The organism is Agromyces sp. NBRC 114283, assembly GCF_030268405.1.
GTDB lineage: Bacteria > Actinomycetota > Actinomycetes > Actinomycetales > Microbacteriaceae > Agromyces > Agromyces mediolanus.
In genome coordinates this window covers 3672334-3689621 of the sequence record NZ_BSQP01000001.1, presented here as the reverse complement: position 1 = coordinate 3689621, position 17288 = coordinate 3672334, and the positions used below count along the sequence as shown (strand labels likewise).

The following is a 17288-nucleotide window of genomic DNA, read 5'->3' as shown; positions in this document are numbered from 1 at the left end:
AGCGCGGCTCGTCACCCATCCGCCCACGAACCGAAGGACGAACGCATGACGAACCCCACCACCACCCAGACCGGCACGCCCGTCGCGAGCGACGCGCACTCGCTCACCGCCGGCCCGGACGGCACGACGGCGCTGCACGACCGCTACCTCGTCGAGAAGCTCGCCCAGTTCAATCGCGAGCGGATCCCGGAGCGCATCGTGCACGCCAAGGGCGGCGGCGCCTTCGGCCGCTTCGAGACGACCCACGACGTGTCGGCCTACACCCGGGCGGCGCTCTTCCAGCCAGGCACCACCACCGAGACGCTGATGCGCTTCTCCTCGGTCGCCGGCGAGCAGGGCTCGCCCGACACCTGGCGCGACGTGCGCGGCTTCTCGGTGAAGTTCTACACCACCGAGGGCAACTACGACATCGTCGGCAACAACACCCCGGTGTTCTTCATCCGCGACGGCATCAAGTTCCCCGACTTCATCCACTCGCAGAAGCGCCTGCCGGGCTCCGGCCTCCGCGACGCCGACATGCAGTGGGACTTCTGGACCCTCTCGCCCGAGTCGGCCCACCAGGTCACCTACCTGATGGGCGACCGCGGACTGCCGAAGTCATGGCGAGAGATGCCGGGCTTCGGCTCGCACACCTACCAGTGGATCAATGCCGCCGGCGAGCGCTTCTGGGTGAAGTACCACTTCGCGAGCCGCCAGGGCGACCTGCACCTCGACGCCGCCGAGGCCGAGGCCATCGCGGGCGCCGACGCGGACTTCTACCGCCGCGACCTGCACGACGCGATCGCGCGCGGCGAGTTCCCGCAGTGGGACCTCTCGGTGCAGGTGATGCCCTACGAGGACGCGAAGACCTACCGCTTCAACCCCTTCGACCTGACGAAGGTCTGGCCGCACGCGGACTACCCGCTCATCCCCGTCGGCACGCTCACGCTCGACCGCAATCCGCAGAACTTCTTCGCGGAGATCGAGCAGGCGGCGTTCTCGCCCGCGAACACCGTGCCGGGCATCGCGATCAGCCCCGACAAGATGCTCATGGCGCGCGTGTTCAGCTACCCCGACGCGCAGCGCTACCGGGTCGGCACGAACTACGCGCAGCTGCCGGTGAACGCGCCGCACGCGGCGCCCGTGCACAACTACTCGCAGGACGGCGCGCAGCGGCACCACTTCAACGCGCCGACGACGCCCGTGTACGCGCCGAACTCCTTCGGCGGCCCGGTCGCCGACGCGCAGCTCGCGGGCGAGGGCTCGTGGGAGTCGGACGGCGAGCTCGTGCGCGCCGCGGCGACGCTGCACGCCGAGGACGACGACTTCGGCCAGGCGGGCACGCTCTACCGCGAGGTGTACTCGGCCGACGCGAAGGCGCGCTTCCAGGCGACGCTGCTCGGCCAGGCGCGCGCGATCACGATCGACGAGATCCGCGAGCGCTTCTTCCAGTACTGGACGAACGTCGACGCCGAGCTCGGCGCCGCGCTCCGCGCCGCCTACGCCGGCTGACGCCCGGCCCAGCCGCGCCCCAGCCCAGGGTTGCCCGACTTTCATGAAAGTCGGGCAACTCGGGACTCAGCCCAGGGTTGCCCGACTTTCATGAAAGTCGGGCAACCCTGGATCTCTTGAGCTTCAGGCGGGCGGGTCACCAGCCCGTCGTGAGCACGCGGTCGACGGCGGCGACGAACGCGTCGACGCCCGCGCGGCCGAGGCACATCGGCGGCTTGATCTTCAGCACGTTCTGGTGGTCGCCGGTCGGCTGCACGATCACGCCGAGCTCGAGCAGCCGCTCGCAGATCGCCGCCGTCTCCTCGGTCGCGGGCTCGAAGCTCTCGCGGTCGCGCACGAACTCGAGGCCGAGGTAGAAGCCCGAGCCGTGCACCGCGCCGACGAGCGGGTGCCGCTCGCCGAGCTCCGCGAGCCGCTCGCGGAAGTAGCCGCCGACCTCGCGGGCGTTCTCCTGCAGCCCCTCCTCGCGGATCACGTCGAGCACGGTGGAGCCGACGACGCTCGACACCGGGCTGCCGCCGGCGGAGGAGAAGAAGTAGCCCTGGCTGCGGTACGCCGCCGCGATCTCCTTCGTCGTGATGACGGCGCCGAGCGGATGCCCGTTGCCGATCGCCTTCGCGACCGCGACCACGTCGGGCACGACGCCCTGCTGCTCGAAGCCCCAGAACCACTCGCCGAGCCGGCCGTAGCCGACCTGCACCTCGTCGGCGACGGCGACGCCGCCGTGCCGCCGCACCGCCTCGTACACCGCGGCGAGGTAGCCGTCGGGCAGGGCGATCCCGCCCGCGTTGCCGTAGTACGTCTCGGCGATGAACGCGCCCGGCGGGGTGCCGGCGTCGGCGAGCCGCTCGACCTCCGCGACGGCCTCGCCCGCGTACCTCGATGCCTCGGCGCCGCGGTGCCGCCCCCGGAACGGGTTCGGCGCGTCGACTGTGTGCACCCAGTCGGGGCGGCTCGCGAGCGCGCCCGGGTTGTCGGCGACGGAGGTCGAGACGGCGTCGGAGAGGTCGGTCCAGCCGTGATATGCCTCGCGCACGGCCAGGATGTCGCGCCGCCCGGTCGCCGCGCGGGCGAGCCGCAGGGCGAGGTCGACCGCCTCCGAACCGCTGTTCACGAGGAACACCGTGTCGAGCGGGTCCGGCACGAGCGAGGCGAGCCGCTCGGCGTACTCGACGACCGCGGGGTAGTTGAACCGCGAGTTCGTGTTCAGCAGCTGCCACTGCTCGGTCACCGCCTCGACGAGGCGCGGATGCGCGTGCCCGATCGAGGTGACGTTGTTCAGCGCGTCGAGGTAGACCCGGCCGTCGGCGTCGACGAGCAGCTCGCGCCAGCCTCGCACGATCGCGGGCGGCTCCTCGAAGTAGTACTCCTGCACCTCGGCGAAGACGGCCTCGCGCCGGGCGATGAGTTCGCGGGCGTCGCGGGTTCCGGCGGGCAGGGCCGCGTCGCCCGTCGAGGTGCTCGCGTGATCCGCGCCCGTAACGAGCGGGCTCGGGTCGGCGACGAGGGCGAGCCAGCCCGCGGCTTCGGCGGCGGGCGCGAACCACGGCGGGGTCGCGTCGCCGTCGCGGTGCACGCGCACGGCGAGCTGCGTCTCGGCTCGGCCGATCGCGGCGCCGCGGGCGACGTGGACGCCGGCGCCCGGCGCGGTGCGCTCCAGCGCGGATGCCTCGGCCCCGTCGAGGCGCAGCACGAGCCCGTCGCCGCGCAGCTCGAGCCCGTCGTCCCCGGCGGTCACGATCCCGGGCCAGGGCGCCAGCAGCTCGACCGGGTGTGCGAGGGCGAGCTCCACGCCGAGCGCGACGTTCGCCGGAGCCTCCTGGGCGAAGGGCGTCGAGCGGGTGAGTCGCGCCTCGCCGAAGCGGGTCGCGGCCACGGCCGCGCCGGCGGCGAGCGCCGCACGGGAGGCGGCGGCCTCGGCATCCGGCTCGAGCCAACGCCCGCCGTGCAGTGCGCGGCTCGTCGTGCCGAGTTCGACGTGGACGAACTCCTCGGGGCGGACCCCGCCGAGCAGCGGGCCGTGCGCGGGCAGCGCGAGCGTCTCGGGCTCGTGCCCGGTCGCCGCGAGCACGAGCGCCGTCTGCACGGCGAGCGGGACGGCGGTGGCCGCCTCGAGGATCGCGAGCTCGTGGCCGAGGTTCTCGGCGGCGTAGCCGTTGCCCGGATCGGTCGCGACGACGTGGTGCCCGCTCGCGACGAGCACGGCGGCGCGCAGCACGACGAGCGGCCAGAGCGCCTCGGCCTCGGCGCGGGAGAGCGGGCGCAGTCCGTGGTACGCGGTGGCCGCGCGGAGGGCGGCGCGGCGGTCGACGCCGTCGTGGTGCAGCAGGGAGGAGAGCGTGATGGCGAGCTCGCCGACGGTCCAGCCGCGGTTCAGGTCGCCGAGGTCGATGATGCCGTCGGGGAGCCGGGTGCGCGGGTCGCTCCAGACGACGTTGTCGTCGGTGAGGTCGCCGTGCACGGCCTGCACCGGCAGTTCGGGGGCGAGCCGCTCGACGACGGCCCAGGCCTCGCGGGCGGCGCCGGCGAGGCGCGCGCGCAGCTCCGCGTCGCCGACGTAGGGCAGCAGCGCGTCGAGCACGGCCGGTGCGCGGCGCAGGTCCCACTGGTGCGGTCGCTCGACGCCGGGCGCGTCGAAGTCGGCGAGGGCGAGGTCGACGCGGGCGGCGAGCTCGCCGATGCCGCGTACGACGGCGGGGGAGAGGTGGCCGCCGCCCGAGAGCGTGCCACCGTCGAGGAATTCGAGCACGCGGGCGCCGAGCCGCTGGCCGTCCTCCTCGATCTCGCGAACCGTCGGGGCATCCGCGGCATCCGCCCCGCCCGCGGTGACGGGCAGGCTGCGCGGGGTGCGCAGGCCGGGGGCGCGCTCGGCGATGCGGGCGGCGGCGGCCGACTGCGCCTCGAGCTCGGCGCTCGTGGTGCCGGGGTTCGCGATCTTCAGCAGTACGGGGGCCTCCTCGCCGCGGTCGAGGAGGAAGTTGCGGTCCTGGTGGCTGCCGAGCGCCCGGGCGGTGGCGCGCAGGCCGAACGCGTCGCGGGCGATGCGCTCGGCGTCGGCGGGGGAGAGTTCGGGCGGGGTGGGCTGCACGAGTTCGAGCTCAGAGGGCAGGGGGAGCGTGGGCATGATCGGTCCTTCGGGGTGCGCGGGCGGCGGATGGGTCGGTGCGGAGCGAGCGGCGGACGGCTCAGTCCCCGGGGTCGAACACCAGATCGCTCGTCGGGGCGGAGCAGCACACGAGCACGCTGCCCGCGGGCGGCGGGGTGAGTGGCTCGCTCAGGTACTCGACGGTGCCGCTCGTGAGCTTCCGCACGCAGGTGCCGCAGACGCCGACGCGGCAGCCGCTCGTCCAGTCGATGCCGATGCCCTCGACGGCGTCGAGCACTGAGCCGGACTCGGGGCGCCAGTCGAGCTCGTCCTCGCCGACGGTGATGCGGTGCGGGCCGCTCGTCGAGGGCTCGCGCGGCTCGGCGAGCTCGGCGGAGCTGGGGGAGAAGAAGACCTCGGCCCGCACCCGCTCCGGGTCGACGCCGAGCGCCGCGAGCTGCGCGCGGACGTCGGCGGTGAAGGTGCCGGGGCCGCAGGCGTAGACGTCGAGCCGGTCGAGGTCGAGCTGGGCGAGGATCGCACCGAACGTCGCCGCGTCCGGCCGCACGCTCGCGGCTCCGAGGCGTTCGGCCCCCGCGGGGTCGCGGGTGAGGTGCAGGGAGGCCTCGGCGTCGGGCAGGGCGGCGACGGCGTCCCGCACCTCGTCCCAGAGGGCGACGGATGCCGCGTCGCGCTCGCTGTGCACGACGCGCACCCGGCCGGTGCCGGGCGCGGCGAGCCGGGCGCGCAGCATCGCGGCGGTCGGGGTGATGCCGGCGCCCGCGCTGACGAGCAGAAGGTCGCGGGAGGCGTCCTCTTCGAGCACGACGTCGCCGAAGGGGCCGGTGACGACGAGCTCGCCGCCGGACTCCAGCTGCTCGTGCAGCGCCGTGGAGATGCGGCCGTCGCGCTTGACGCTGATCCGGAACCGGCCCGACGTGCCCGACTCGCTCGCGCCGTCGTCGGTCGCGGAGATCGTGTAGCAGCGCCAGTTCGGCGCCGCGGCGCCGGGCGCGTGGATGCGCACGTGTTGGCCGGGCCGGGCGCGAGGTAGGAGGCCGAGCGGGTCGTCGAACCAGAAGCTCGTGACCGCCTCGGACTCCCGGCGGCGCTCGACGACGCGTCCGGTGCGCGGCCAGCCGTGCTCGGCCCCCGGGAGCGGCGTGCGCTCGTCGAGGGGCTCGATCCGGTCGCCGGGCGAGATGCGGCCGGGTTCGACGACCCGGGCGTAGACGCCGCAGAACATGTGGCCGAAGCGGCTCGCGAGGAGGGCCGGCACGTTCAGATCGGAGACCGCGTCGAGCGGGTTGATAGTGGTGGCGCGGCAGCGGTCGGTCGGCTGGAAGACTTCGAGCACCGCCCCGCCGAGCCGCACCCGGCGGCCGAGGAGCGCGAGCTCGCCCCAGGCGGGGAGGCCGCCGAGGTACAGGTTGCCGCGGAAGCGCCGCGGGTCGACGGGCTCGCCGGCCGCCTCGGCGAGCGCCTCGAGCGTGGCCAGATTGATGATCGAGAGGTGGGCGGCGGGCCAATCCCAGAGCCCGGCCGCCGCAGTGCGGACGAGCGTCGGCGAGCCGAGCGGGCCGGCGGGCAGCGTCGCCCGGAGGAGCGCGTCGGCGTCGGCCGCGTCGAGGGAGGGACCGGCGAGGCGCACCCGGGCGACGGCGTCGGCCGCGCTGAGCGTGAGCACCGGGTCGTCGCCGTCGGCGCCGTCGAGGGCGGTGCCGATGCGGGCGATCGATTCGTACTTCGCGAGATGGAAGTAGGTCTCGCGGGGCTGCCAGGCCGCGCGATCGGCTGGCACGACGGTGCCGTTCTCGACGGCGTGCCTGCGGTCCCAGCGCAGGCCGCGGCCGGGGCGGAGCTCGGCCCCGTCGGTCTCGGGCACGCCGGGCAGGCCCTTCACGGGGTAGCGCACGATGCGCTCCAGGTGAGCGGGTGCCATGGCGCCTCCTTCAGCGCGATCGCGTTCGTCGGGCGAACGAGGATGCCGGATCGATCCGGCACTCGCAGCGAGACTAGCGGGAGGCGCGCACGCCGTCAACGCTGCCGGAACGATCCGGAGCTTGAGATCACGGGGATGTCTCGATTCCGGGAAACCTTCCGCCGGGGTCTTGACGGGGCATCCGATCGGGGCTAGCTTTCCAACACGCCGGAACGATCCGGCATCCGTGGCCACACCAGGAACCCCTTGCTCCACCCCTCCGATCACGGGCCCCCGCCCACGAACCCAAGGGAGTCGACAACGATGCGACACGCGTTCCCCCTCATCGGCGGCCTCGCCGCCGCCACCCTGCTCCTCACCGGCTGTACCGGCGAACCAGCCGGCAACGGCGACGACGCCGCGGCCGAGGTCGCCCCCGGCTTCCTCGCGGTCGCCGACGAGTCGATCGCCTCGAGCGGCACCTTCCGGGCCTACCTCGACTACGACACCGTCGAGCCCAACGGCCTCGACCCCCGCACGGCCGATACCGCCCGCTCCTGGACGATCATGGGCCTCGCCTACGAGACGCTCGTGAACATCGACGAGAACTTCGAATTCACCCCCGGCCTCGCCGAGTCCTGGGACGAGGTCAGCCCCACCGAGTACGTCTTCCACTTGCGCGACGACGCGGTCTTCTCGAACGGCCGGCCGATGACCGCCGATGACGTGAAGGGCAGCATCGAGCTCCTGCTCGAGACCGGCTCCGCGTGGTCGCTGCAGCTCGGACCGATCGAATCCGTCGAGGTCACCGGCGACCTCGAGGTCACGGTGAAGCTCTCCGCCCCGTACACCGCCCTCCTCGGCGCCCTCGCGAACACGCCCGCCGCGATCCTCCCCGTGCAGGAGGTGCGCGACGGCACCGTCGACCTGAAGACCGAGATGGTCGGCACCGGTCCCTTCGTGCCCACCGCGCACGTGCAGGACGAGTCCTGGAGCTTCGAGCAGAACCCGCACTACCACGGCCTCGACGAGCTCGGCATCGACGCCGTCGAGCTCGAGATCGTGCCCGACGAGGCCAACCGCCTCGCCGCCATCCGCGACGGCAGTGCTCAGTACGTGTTCTTCAACAACGCCGACGCCCTCGACCTCCTCGCCGGGACCCCAGAGGCCAAGGTCGTGAACCAGCAGAACACCGACTTCTACTACGTCATCCTGAATTCCACGAACCCGGACTCGCCGCTCGCCGACGAGCGGGTGCGCTTCGCGGTGAACGCCGCGATCGACCGCGCCCAGCTCTCCGACCTCACGCTCGCCGGCCACGGCCTCGCCACCGGCGTCTCGCCCGTGTCGCTGCCCGGCGCCTGCGACCCCGAGGAGCTGCCGAGCCAGCAGCTGAGCGACGAGGAGATCACGAAGCTCCTCGCCGACGCCGGCGCCGAGAACATCACGCTCTCGCTGCAGACCTGGAACTCCGAGAGCGCCCCCGGCAAGATCGCCCAGGTCATCCAGCAGCAGCTCGAGCCCTTCGGCGTCACCGTCGACATCGAGATCGTCGACGACGCCACCTACGGCGCCACCTTCTACGGCTCCGACGAGACCGCCGGCGCCGACATCGGCGTCAGCTGGTACGCCGGCTACGGCGACGCCGCGATGGTCTCGCGCTGGTGGAACACCGACCAGGCCGGCTTCACCGCTCGCTTCATGCAGGGCTCGCCCGAGCTCAACCAGCTCGTGGTCGACGCCAGCGAGGAGCCCGCCGGCGAGGGACGCGACGCGACGCTCACGAAGCTCTGCGCCGCCGTCGACGAGGGCGCCGAGCAGGTGCCGCTGATGACCCGCCCCGGCGTCATCGCCTACCGCGACGACCTGATCAGCCCGACCATCAACTCCAACGAGGGCTACGGCGACATCTTCCGCTACGTCACGGACTTCCGTCTGAAGAGCGAGGGCTAACGGCACCATGCGCCTGCTCCACTGGCTCCCGGGGAGGCTCCTCAGCGCGATCATCGTGCTGCTCGGGGCATCCATCCTGATCTTCGCCGCGGTCAGGAGCCTCCCCGGCGACTTCGCCCAGATCGTGCTCGGCCCGCTCTCGAACGAGGAGCAGCGCGAGCAGCTGCGGCAGAGCTTCGGCTTCGACCGCTCGCTGCCCGAGCAGTACCTGCTCTGGCTCGGCAACGCGGCGCGCGGCGACTTCGGGCTCTCGCTCGCGAGCCAGCAGCCGGTGCTCGACGAGCTCGCCTCCCGGCTGCCGGTCACCGCGCTGCTGGCCGGGATGGCGATGCTCGTCACGATCGCGATCGGCATCCCGCTCGGCGTCTACGCGGGCACGCACGCCTCGACCGGCCGCGGCAGCGCGGCGGCCAGGATCGTCTCGACGATCGGCATCAGCTTCCCAGAGTTCGTGCTCGGCTGCCTCGTCGTGTTCCTCTTCTCCCGCTTCGACCTGGGGCTCTCGGTCGGCGCGTTCACCTCGCCGACGACGGACTTCGGCCGCGGCGTGGTCTCGCTGCTGCTGCCGGCCCTCGTGCTCTCGGTGTTCTGCGTCGCGGCCACCGCGCGCACCACCCGGGACGCGGTGATCGGGGTGCTCGTCGAGCCGCACATCGCCGCCTCGGTGGCGCGCGGCGAGCCGAAGGGCTTCATCATCCGGCACCACGTGCTGCGGAACGCGCTGATCCCCGTGCTCACCCTCACCGCGACGATCACGGCCTACCTCCTCGGCGGAGCCGTCATCGTCGAGCGGGTGTTCAACGTGCCGGGCATCGGCTCCTACCTCGTGCTCGCGCTCGACCGGCGCGACTACACCGTGATCCAGGCGGGCGTGCTCCTCGCGACCGCCGTGTTCGTGATCGCGAGCCTGTTGATCGACGTGCTCACCGGCCTCGTCGACCCGCGGGTGAGCGTCGCGAAGAAGGGACGGGGCGCATGACCGCCGTCATCCGGGTCGAGGGGCGACGGCGCGGCCTGCTCCGCCGCGCCTGGGACTACCTCGCCTCCTTCGACGGGCTCGCGAAGACCGCGATGTGGACGCTCGCCGTGCTGTTCACCGCGGCGCTCCTCGGCCGCCTCTTCGGCCTCGGCGGCAGCCCGACCGCGATCGTCGGACCGCGGCTCGCCCCGCCGTCGCTCGCCTACCCCGCGGGCACCGACAGCCTCGGCCGCTCGCTGCTGCCGCGGCTCCTCGAGGGCGTCATGACGACGCTGCTGCTCTCCGCGGTGGCGGTGCTGCTGACCGCCGTCATCGCGACGCTCTGCGGCATCATCGCCGGCTACCGCGGCGGCCGCACCGGCGGGCTGATCATGCGCGTCGGCGACATCCTCTACGCCTTCCCCGCGATCGTGCTCGCGATCCTCGTCGCCGCGGTCGTCGGGCCCGGCTACATCGCCGCGCTCTGCAGCATCGTGCTCGTCACGGTGCCGCTGATGACGCGGATGGTCGGGCAGGCGACGAGGCTCGTCGCGCAGCGCGACTTCATCACCTCCGCCGTCATCAGCGGGGTGTCGACGCCCGTCATCATGACCAGGCACGTGCTGCGGAACATCTCGGGCACGATCGCCGTGCAGGGCACCTACGCGCTGTCGGTCGCGATCCTCGTCGAGGGCGGCCTGAGCTTCCTCGGCTACGGCGTGCAGCTGCCGGGCTCGAGCCTCGGCCTCCTCGTGCAGGAGGGCACCCTCTACATGGTGAAGGCGCCGTGGCTGATCCTGCTGCCGGGACTCATCCTCGTGCTCGCCATCCTCGCCATCAACCTCATCGGCGACAGCCTGCGCGACCGATTCGAACCGAGAGAGGCGAGGTCCCTCGAATGAGCGCCATCCTCGACATCCAAGACGTCACGGTCGAGTACTCGACCGGCGGCACCATCGTGCGCGCCCTCGACGGCGCGAGCCTCGCGGTCCGCGCGGGCGAGACCGTGGGCCTCGTCGGCGAGTCCGGCTCGGGCAAGTCGACGCTCGGCTCCCTCGTCGGCCGGCTGCTGCCAGGCAACGCCCGCTACCCGGAGGGCCGGGTGCTCGTCGACGGGCACGACGTGTTGCAGCTCGGCGTGAAGGAGCTGCGCACCCTCCGCCGCGAGCAGCTCGGCTTCATCCCGCAGGACCCGATCTCGGCGCTCGACCCGACCATGCGGATCGGCCGCCAGCTCGAGCTCGCGCTGCGCGGGCTGCCGAACGACCGGGCCGCGCTCGTCAGGCACCTCGAGCGGGTGCGGATGCGCGAGCCGGAGCGGGTGCTGCGGCTCTTCCCGCACGAGATCTCCGGCGGGATGGCCCAGCGCATCGTGATCGCGATGACGATGGCGCGCTCGCCGCGCATCCTGATCGCCGACGAGCCGACCGCGGCGCTCGACTCGAACGTGCGCAGCGAGGTGACGAAGCTCGTCTTCGGCCTCGCCCGCGACGCCGGAACCACGGTGCTGTGGCTCAGCCACGATCTGCGCAGCGTGGGCCGCTGGTGCGAGCGGGTCGCCGTGATGTACGCCGGCCGCGTCGTCGAGGACGGCCCCGCCGAGCAGGTGCTCGGCTCGCCGACGCATCCGTACACCGTCGCGCTCGCCGCGGCGGACCCGGCGGGCGTGCAGCCGGGCGAGCGGATCGAGACGAGCTCGGTCGACGTCGCCGCGCTCGCGGCGAGCTTCCGCGACGAGGAGGAGGTGGTGGCCCGATGAGCGAGACGATCCTCGAACTCGACCGCGTCACGACGGTGTTCCGCACCGGGTGGGGGCGCGGCCGCAGCGAGCTCGTCGCCATGCGCGAGGTCAGCCTCGACGTGCAGGCGGGCGAGACGCTCGGCCTCGTCGGCGAGTCCGGATCCGGCAAGAGCACCACGGCGAGCGTCGCCCTCGGGCTGCGCGAGCCGACGAGCGGCACGGTGCGCTTCCTCGGCGAGCCCATCGGCGGGCCGAAGCAGCGGCGGGCCCGCCGCGGCCTCATCCAGACCGTGCCGCAGAACCCGCACTGGTCGCTCGACCCGCGGATGCCCGTCGGCCTCTCGGTCGCGGAGCCGCTCGCCGCGCTCGACGGCTCGCGCCTCACCGCGCACGCCGAGCGGGTGACCGAGCTGCTCCGCCAGGTGCGGCTCGACCCCGCCCTCGCGGCGCGCTACCCGCACGAGCTCTCGGGCGGGCAGCGGCAGCGCATCGCGATCGCCCGGGCGCTCGTGACGAACCCGCGCTTCATCGTCTTCGACGAGGCGGTGAGCGCGCTCGACGTCTCGGTGCAAGCGCAGATCCTGAACCTCATCATCGACCTGCAGGCGCAGCACGGCTTCGGCGCCCTCTTCATCTCGCACGACCTCGCGGCCGTGCGCTACCTCGCCCACCGGATCGCGGTGATGCGGCTCGGCGAGATCGTCGAGCTCGCCGACACCGCCCGCTTCTACGAGACCCCCGAACACGAATACTCCCGCCAACTCCTGGAGGCACTGTGACCGACCCCTCAGCCACCGCGATCCCGCCGCGGCTCGCCGGACTGCCCAGTTGGGGCCCCCGGCCCACGAACCGCGACGTCGAGCTCGTGCCGAGCACCGACTGGTCGGGCGACGTCGTCACGTACGACTTCCCCGGCGTCGAGGTCGGCGTCGCCACGTACGAGAACGGCCCGACCGGCTGCACCGTGCTGCACGTCCCGGCCGGCGCCCGGCTCGCGATCGACGCCCGCGGCGGTGCGATCGGCATGAGCAACGGTTTCGAGTACTTCGCCCACGCGATCTGCCTCACCGGCGGCTCGGTCTACGGCCTCTCCGCCGGCTCGGGCGTCGCCGACGAGCTCCGCGCCCGCGGCGGCAACCGCGGCGGCGTCGACGATCTGCAGCTCGTCTCGACCGCGGTCATCTACGACTACTCGGCGCGCGAGACGGCGATCCACCCGGATGCCGCGCTGGGACGCGCCGCGATCCGCGCCGCCGAGCACGGCCGCGTCCCGGTGGGCCGGGTCGGCGCCGGGGCCACCGCCTCCGCGGGCAAGATCGACTACGCCCGCACCGAGCTCACCGGCCAGGGCGCCGCCTTCGCCCGCGCGGGCGAGGTGCGCGTGCTCGTCGTCACCGTGCCGAACCCGGTCGGCGTCATCGTCGACCGCGACGGCGAGGTCGTGCGCGGCAACTACGACGCCGAACGCGGCGAGCGCCGCCGCCTCGAGGGCGACTACCTCGCGGCGATCGAGCGGGCGCAGCAGCCGCGCGCGGAGCGCGGCAACACGACGATCACCGCGGTGATCACGAACGTGCGGCTGAGCGACCGCGAGCTCATCCACTTCGGGCGGCAGGTGCACTCCTCGATGAACCGGGCCATCCAGCCCTTCCACACCGCACTCGACGGTGACACCCTGTTCGCGCTCACGACCGACGAGGTCGACCTCAACCCGAGCGTCCCCGCCGAGGACGACGACGCCCCGGTCAACTCGATCGCGATCGGCGCGCTCGCCTCCGAGCTCGCCTGGGACGCCGTGCTCGAGGCGGCCCGATGAGCGCCGCAGCGCCCGCGCCCACCGGCGAGACTCCCGCCACCCGCACCGCCACCGCCACCGCCACGGAAGGATCCGACGTGCCGTTCATCGACCCCGCCGCGAGCGACGCCGGCCGCGCCGCTCCGCACCGGCTCACGCCCCCGCCCTACTGGGGCGACCGCGTCGGCAACGACGACGTCGAGCTCGTGCCGAGCCATGGCGTCGGCCGCGGGCTGGTGCCCTTCGACTTCCCCGGCGTCGCCGTCGGCACAGCCGAGTACGCGAACGGGCCGACCGGTGCGACGGTCATCACGATTGCGAACGGCGCGCGGACCTCGGTCGACGCCCGGGGAGGTGCGATCGGCATCATCGGCCGCTACGAGGAGTTCAACCACGCGATCTGCTTCGCCGGCGGCTCCTCCTACGGGCTCGCCGCCGCCACCGGTGTCGACGAGGAGCTGCTCGTGCGCGAGCAGGGGCGGGTCGGCTGGCAGGACCTGCGCTCCGCCTCCGGCGCCGTCATCTACGACCTGGGCGCGCGCGACACGGGCATCGTGCCCGACGCGGCGCTCGGCCGGGCCGCGCTCGAGGCCGCCCGCCCCGACGTGATCCCGGTCGGCCGGGTCGGCGCGGGCATCGCGGCCTCGGCGGGCAAGATCGACCTCTCCCGCTGCGAGTTCACCGGGCAGGGCGCCGCCTTCCGGCAGATCGGCGACATCCGCATCCTCGTCGTCACCATCGTGAACCCGGTCGGCGTCATCGTCGACCGCGACGGCCGGATCGTCCGCGGCAACTACGACCCGGAGACGGGCGAGCGGCGCCTGCCCGTCGTGGACTACGAGGCGGCCCTGCTCGCGGGCGAGCAGCCCGTGACGGCGGCCGGCAACACCACGATCACGGCGGTCGTCACGAACGTCAAGCTCGACGACAAGGAGCTCCGGCTCTTCGGCCGCCAGGTGCACAGCTCGATGCACCGGGCCATCCAGCCGTTCCACACCAACCACGACGGCGACACGCTCTTCGCGCTCACGACCGACGAGATCACGCTGCCGCCCGCCGGCAGCACCCGGCTCGGCGAGCAGGCGGTCAACTCGATCGCGCTCGCCGCCGTGGCCTCCGAACTCGCCTGGGACGCCGTGCTCGAGGCCGGCCGATGACCCGAGCGACGACCAGCACCACCCCGTTCGCGGCCCGCCGCGAGGAAGGACCGACCAGATGACCGTCCGCCGCTTCGAGACCGACGAGCTCGACCCCTACCAGCGCGGGCTCGCCCTCGGCCGCTTCGGCGCCGAGGAGATCGCGTGGAACGCGCGCGGCTACGCCGAGCTCTTCGAGGTCGTGGGCGTCGTCGCCGACGACCTGCCCGGAATCGGCCGGCAGGCGATCGAGCGCACCGAGGAGTGGGCGCCCGAGCTCGCCGCCGAGCTCCGCGGCCTCGCCGACGGCGCCGGCCTCGAGCACTGGCAGCTCGGCGTGCTCAACGCGCGCACCGAGATCCTCGCGACGGTCGGCGCGATCGGCGAGGGCGAGTGCTCCACGGTCGTCACCCTGCCGGCGGATGCCGCGCCGCGCACCGTGCAGACCTGGGACTGGCACGACGTCTCGAACGACCACACGCTCGTCGTCCGCGCCCGGGTGCGCCCCGACCACGAGGTGCGGTACTTCACGGAGTTCGGCATCCTCGGCAAGATCGGCCTGAACAGCGCCGGCATCGGCGTGCACTTCAACATCCTGAACCACGCGGGCGACGGGGACGGCATCGGCGTCCCCGTGCACGTCGTCGCCCGCGCCGTGCTCGACCGGGCCCGAACCCTGGAGGAGGCCGTGTCGATCGCGTCCTCCGCCGCGGTCAGCGCCTCGACGGTGCTCACGATCGTCTCCTACGCCGGCGGCGTCGCCGACGCGGTCTGCGTCGAGCTGAGCCCCGGCGGCGCGGCCGTCGTGCGGCCCAACGACGACGGGCTGCTCGTGCACACGAACCACTTCCTCGACGAGGCGCTCTCGGGCGGCGAGCTCTCGCCGGCCACCGCGAGCAGCTACCCCCGCCTCGAGCACCTGCTCGCCCGCGAGGCGCTGTTCCGCTCCGAGGACCCGGTCGAGCGGGCGGTCGGGATGCTCGTGCACGACGCCGACGGGGCGCCGGTGTGCTGCCACCCCGACCCCGAGCTCGCCTTCGAGCACCGCTGGCAGACCCTGCTGACCATCTCGCTCGACCTCGAGGCCGGTCGGCTGCAGTTCCACGAGGGCGGCCCCTGCCGCGTCGAGCGGGCGAGCTGGCAGGTGTTCTGAGCAGGGAGGGTCTGACACAATGGCGGGGACTCGGGGAGGGCACGTGACGCCGGCGACGATCGTGGACGTGGCGCGAGCCGCGGGAGTGTCGAAGACCACCGCGTCCGACGCCCTGCGCGGGCACGGACGCGTCTCCGACGCGACCCGCGAGGCCGTGCTGCGCGCGGCATCCGAGCTCGGCTACGCCATCAACCGCTCCGCCCGCTCGCTGCGCACCGCGACGACCGGGGCGATCGGCCTGTACATCCCGCAGGTGGTCTTCCGCAGCGAGCACTACCTCTCCTTCGTGTACGGCGTCGTCGACGTCGCGGCCGGCTTCGACTACGACGTCACCGTGATCGTGGCCGGCGAGGAGGCGCGGCCGAACTACGCCCCGCACGTCGACGGCCTCGTCATGATCGACCCCGCCGAGGGCGATGCCATGGTCGAGCGGCTGCTCGCCATGGGGCTGCCCGTCGTCTCCTCCGAGCGCTTCCCGAGCGGCCAGCAGCCGACCGGCGTGGTCTGGTCGGATCACGGCGCGTACACGAGGGTGCTGCTCGACCACCTCGCCGAGCGCGGCGCGCACCGTCCGGCCCTGCTCGCCTCGGCCACGGTCTCGGACTGGTCGATCGGCATCCAGGAGTCGTACCTCGCCTGGTGCCGCGACCACGGCGTCGAGCCCGCGGTCGCGGTCGCGACCTTCGGCACGGACGCCTCCCAGGCGCAGGCCGAGGCGGCCGCGCTCCTCGAACGCGAACCCGACATCGACGCGCTCATCGGTGCGAGCGACGGCTTTGCCGCGGCCGTCGCACCCGTCGTCACGGCGGCCGGGCGGACCATCGGCGAGGACCTGCTGCTCGCCTCCTGCGTGGACAACAGCGCGCTGCGCGCCATGCACCCCTCCGTCACGGCGATCGACACGAAGGGCGGCGAGGCGGGCGCGGAGTGCGCGCGGCTGCTGTTCCGCCTGCTGAGCGGCGAGACCGAGCGGGGCGCCTCGATCGAGCTGCCGCTCGAACTACACGTGCGCGAGTCCACCCAGGGGCGCTCGCAGGGCTGAGAGCCGCCGCGTAGCGTGGGGGCATGACCTCCGCAGCCGTTCCGTCCCCGGCCGAGCTCCTCGGCCTCGCCCGCGACATCGCGGTCCGCGCCGGCGAGCAGGCGCTCGCCGCCCGGCGGGAGGGGGTGAGCGTCGCCGCGACGAAGTCGACCCCGCTCGACATCGTGACCGCGGTCGATCGCGACACCGAAGCGCTCATCCGGGCGCTCATCGCCGAGGAGCGCCCCGACGACGGCGTGTTCGGCGAGGAGGATGCGGCGCGCATCGGCACGAGCGGGCTCGAGTGGATCGTCGACCCCATCGACGGCACGGTCAACTTCCTCTACGGCATCCCGAACTGGGCGATCAGCATCGCCGTCGTCTCGGGCGGGGCCGACCCGGCCGAGTGGACCGCGCTCGCCGGCGTCGTGGTGAACCCCGTCTCGGGCGAGCTCTTCGAGGCGAGCAACGGCGGCGGCGCGCGCCTCGCCGGCGCCAAGCTGCGCGTGAACGACCCGGTGCCGCTGTCGCGTGCGCTCATCGGCACCGGCTTCGGCTACGCCGCAGAGGTGCGCCGGGCTCAGGGCGCCGTCGCGGCGGCGCTGCTGCCCGGCATCCGCGACCTCCGTCGCCTCGGCTCGGCCGCCCTCGACCTCTGCGCGCTCGCGGCCGGCCGGCTCGACGGCTTCTACGAGACCGGGCTGAACCCCTGGGACCACGCCGCCGGGGCGCTCATCGCCCGCGAGGCGGGCGCGCTCGTCACCGGGCCCGGCGGCGGGCGCGAGTCGAGCGAGCTGCTCGTCGCGGCCGGGCCGGGGCTCGCGCCGGAGCTGCGCGCGGCGCTCGCGGCGGCCGGACTGCCCGCCTGAGCGGAGGGCCCGGGACCGCTCTCACGGCGCGTCGCCTGGAACGGCGGGGATGCCGGCCGGAGCGGATGCCCGACGGGTGGCGCGATCGGCGTGCCCGGGGTAGCCTTTACCAATCTGTTACCCGAGCACCGCTCGGAATGACGGCCCCTACGTCCGCCCCCAACG

13 protein-coding genes are annotated in these 17288 nt (G+C 73.5%); 11 read left to right on the top strand and 2 right to left on the bottom strand.

What is annotated here, in order from left to right; all coding sequences use genetic code 11:
• Positions 1–45: 45 nt before the first annotated feature.
• Positions 46–1491, top strand: a complete 1446-nt coding sequence (locus QSJ60_RS17630; RefSeq protein WP_285464903.1) for a catalase — start codon at positions 46–48, stop codon at positions 1489–1491.
• A gap of 136 nt (positions 1492–1627) precedes the next feature.
• Here the strand turns inward: QSJ60_RS17630 and QSJ60_RS17625 are convergent, their stop codons facing one another.
• Positions 1628–4615, bottom strand: a complete 2988-nt coding sequence (locus QSJ60_RS17625) for an aminotransferase (protein ID WP_285464901.1) — start codon at positions 4613–4615, stop codon at positions 1628–1630.
• Between the two features lie 61 nt (positions 4616–4676).
• The gene (locus QSJ60_RS17620) at positions 4677–6518 is read right to left on the bottom strand and encodes an MOSC domain-containing protein (RefSeq protein ID WP_285464899.1); all 1842 of its coding nucleotides are present in this window, start codon (positions 6516–6518) and stop codon (positions 4677–4679) included.
• 303 nt (positions 6519–6821) lie between these two features.
• Here QSJ60_RS17620 and QSJ60_RS17615 point away from each other — a divergent pair, with 303 nt between their 5' ends.
• From QSJ60_RS17615 to QSJ60_RS17570, 10 genes are read left to right on the top strand one after another with little or no spacing between them, the layout of a single operon-like run.
• Positions 6822–8450, top strand: coding sequence for an ABC transporter substrate-binding protein (locus QSJ60_RS17615; RefSeq protein WP_285464898.1), 1629 nt, complete (start codon positions 6822–6824; stop codon positions 8448–8450).
• 7 nt (positions 8451–8457) lie between these two features.
• A complete protein-coding gene (locus QSJ60_RS17610; protein WP_189085559.1) occupies positions 8458–9429 on the top strand; it encodes an ABC transporter permease in 972 nt (323 codons plus the stop codon).
• Positions 9426–10310, top strand: coding sequence for an ABC transporter permease (locus tag QSJ60_RS17605; RefSeq protein ID WP_285464895.1), 885 nt, complete (start codon positions 9426–9428; stop codon positions 10308–10310). The genes QSJ60_RS17610 and QSJ60_RS17605 overlap by 4 nt, the downstream gene beginning before the upstream one ends.
• Complete coding sequence (locus tag QSJ60_RS17600) at positions 10307–11167, top strand: ABC transporter ATP-binding protein (protein ID WP_285464893.1); 861 nt, start codon at positions 10307–10309, stop codon at positions 11165–11167. Before QSJ60_RS17605 ends, QSJ60_RS17600 begins: the two co-directional genes overlap by 4 nt.
• A complete protein-coding gene (locus QSJ60_RS17595) occupies positions 11164–11928 on the top strand; it encodes an ATP-binding cassette domain-containing protein (protein ID WP_285464891.1) in 765 nt (254 codons plus the stop codon). The genes QSJ60_RS17600 and QSJ60_RS17595 overlap by 4 nt, the downstream gene beginning before the upstream one ends.
• The gene (locus QSJ60_RS17590; RefSeq protein ID WP_230768783.1) at positions 11925–12965 is read left to right on the top strand and encodes a P1 family peptidase; all 1041 of its coding nucleotides are present in this window, start codon (positions 11925–11927) and stop codon (positions 12963–12965) included. The genes QSJ60_RS17595 and QSJ60_RS17590 overlap by 4 nt, the downstream gene beginning before the upstream one ends.
• Positions 12962–14101 carry a P1 family peptidase gene (locus QSJ60_RS17585; RefSeq protein ID WP_285464888.1) on the top strand — a complete coding sequence of 380 codons (1140 nt, stop codon included), beginning with the start codon at positions 12962–12964 and terminating at the stop codon, positions 14099–14101. The genes QSJ60_RS17590 and QSJ60_RS17585 overlap by 4 nt, the downstream gene beginning before the upstream one ends.
• A gap of 58 nt (positions 14102–14159) precedes the next feature.
• Positions 14160–15233 (top strand): C45 family autoproteolytic acyltransferase/hydrolase, encoded by a 1074-nt coding sequence (locus tag QSJ60_RS17580; protein WP_230768785.1) that lies wholly within the window; start codon positions 14160–14162, stop codon positions 15231–15233.
• A gap of 19 nt (positions 15234–15252) precedes the next feature.
• Positions 15253–16275 (top strand): LacI family DNA-binding transcriptional regulator, encoded by a 1023-nt coding sequence (locus QSJ60_RS17575; RefSeq protein WP_285464886.1) that lies wholly within the window; start codon positions 15253–15255, stop codon positions 16273–16275.
• A gap of 23 nt (positions 16276–16298) precedes the next feature.
• Positions 16299–17123 (top strand): inositol monophosphatase family protein, encoded by an 825-nt coding sequence (locus tag QSJ60_RS17570; protein ID WP_285464885.1) that lies wholly within the window; start codon positions 16299–16301, stop codon positions 17121–17123.
• Positions 17124–17288: the final 165 nt, after the last annotated feature.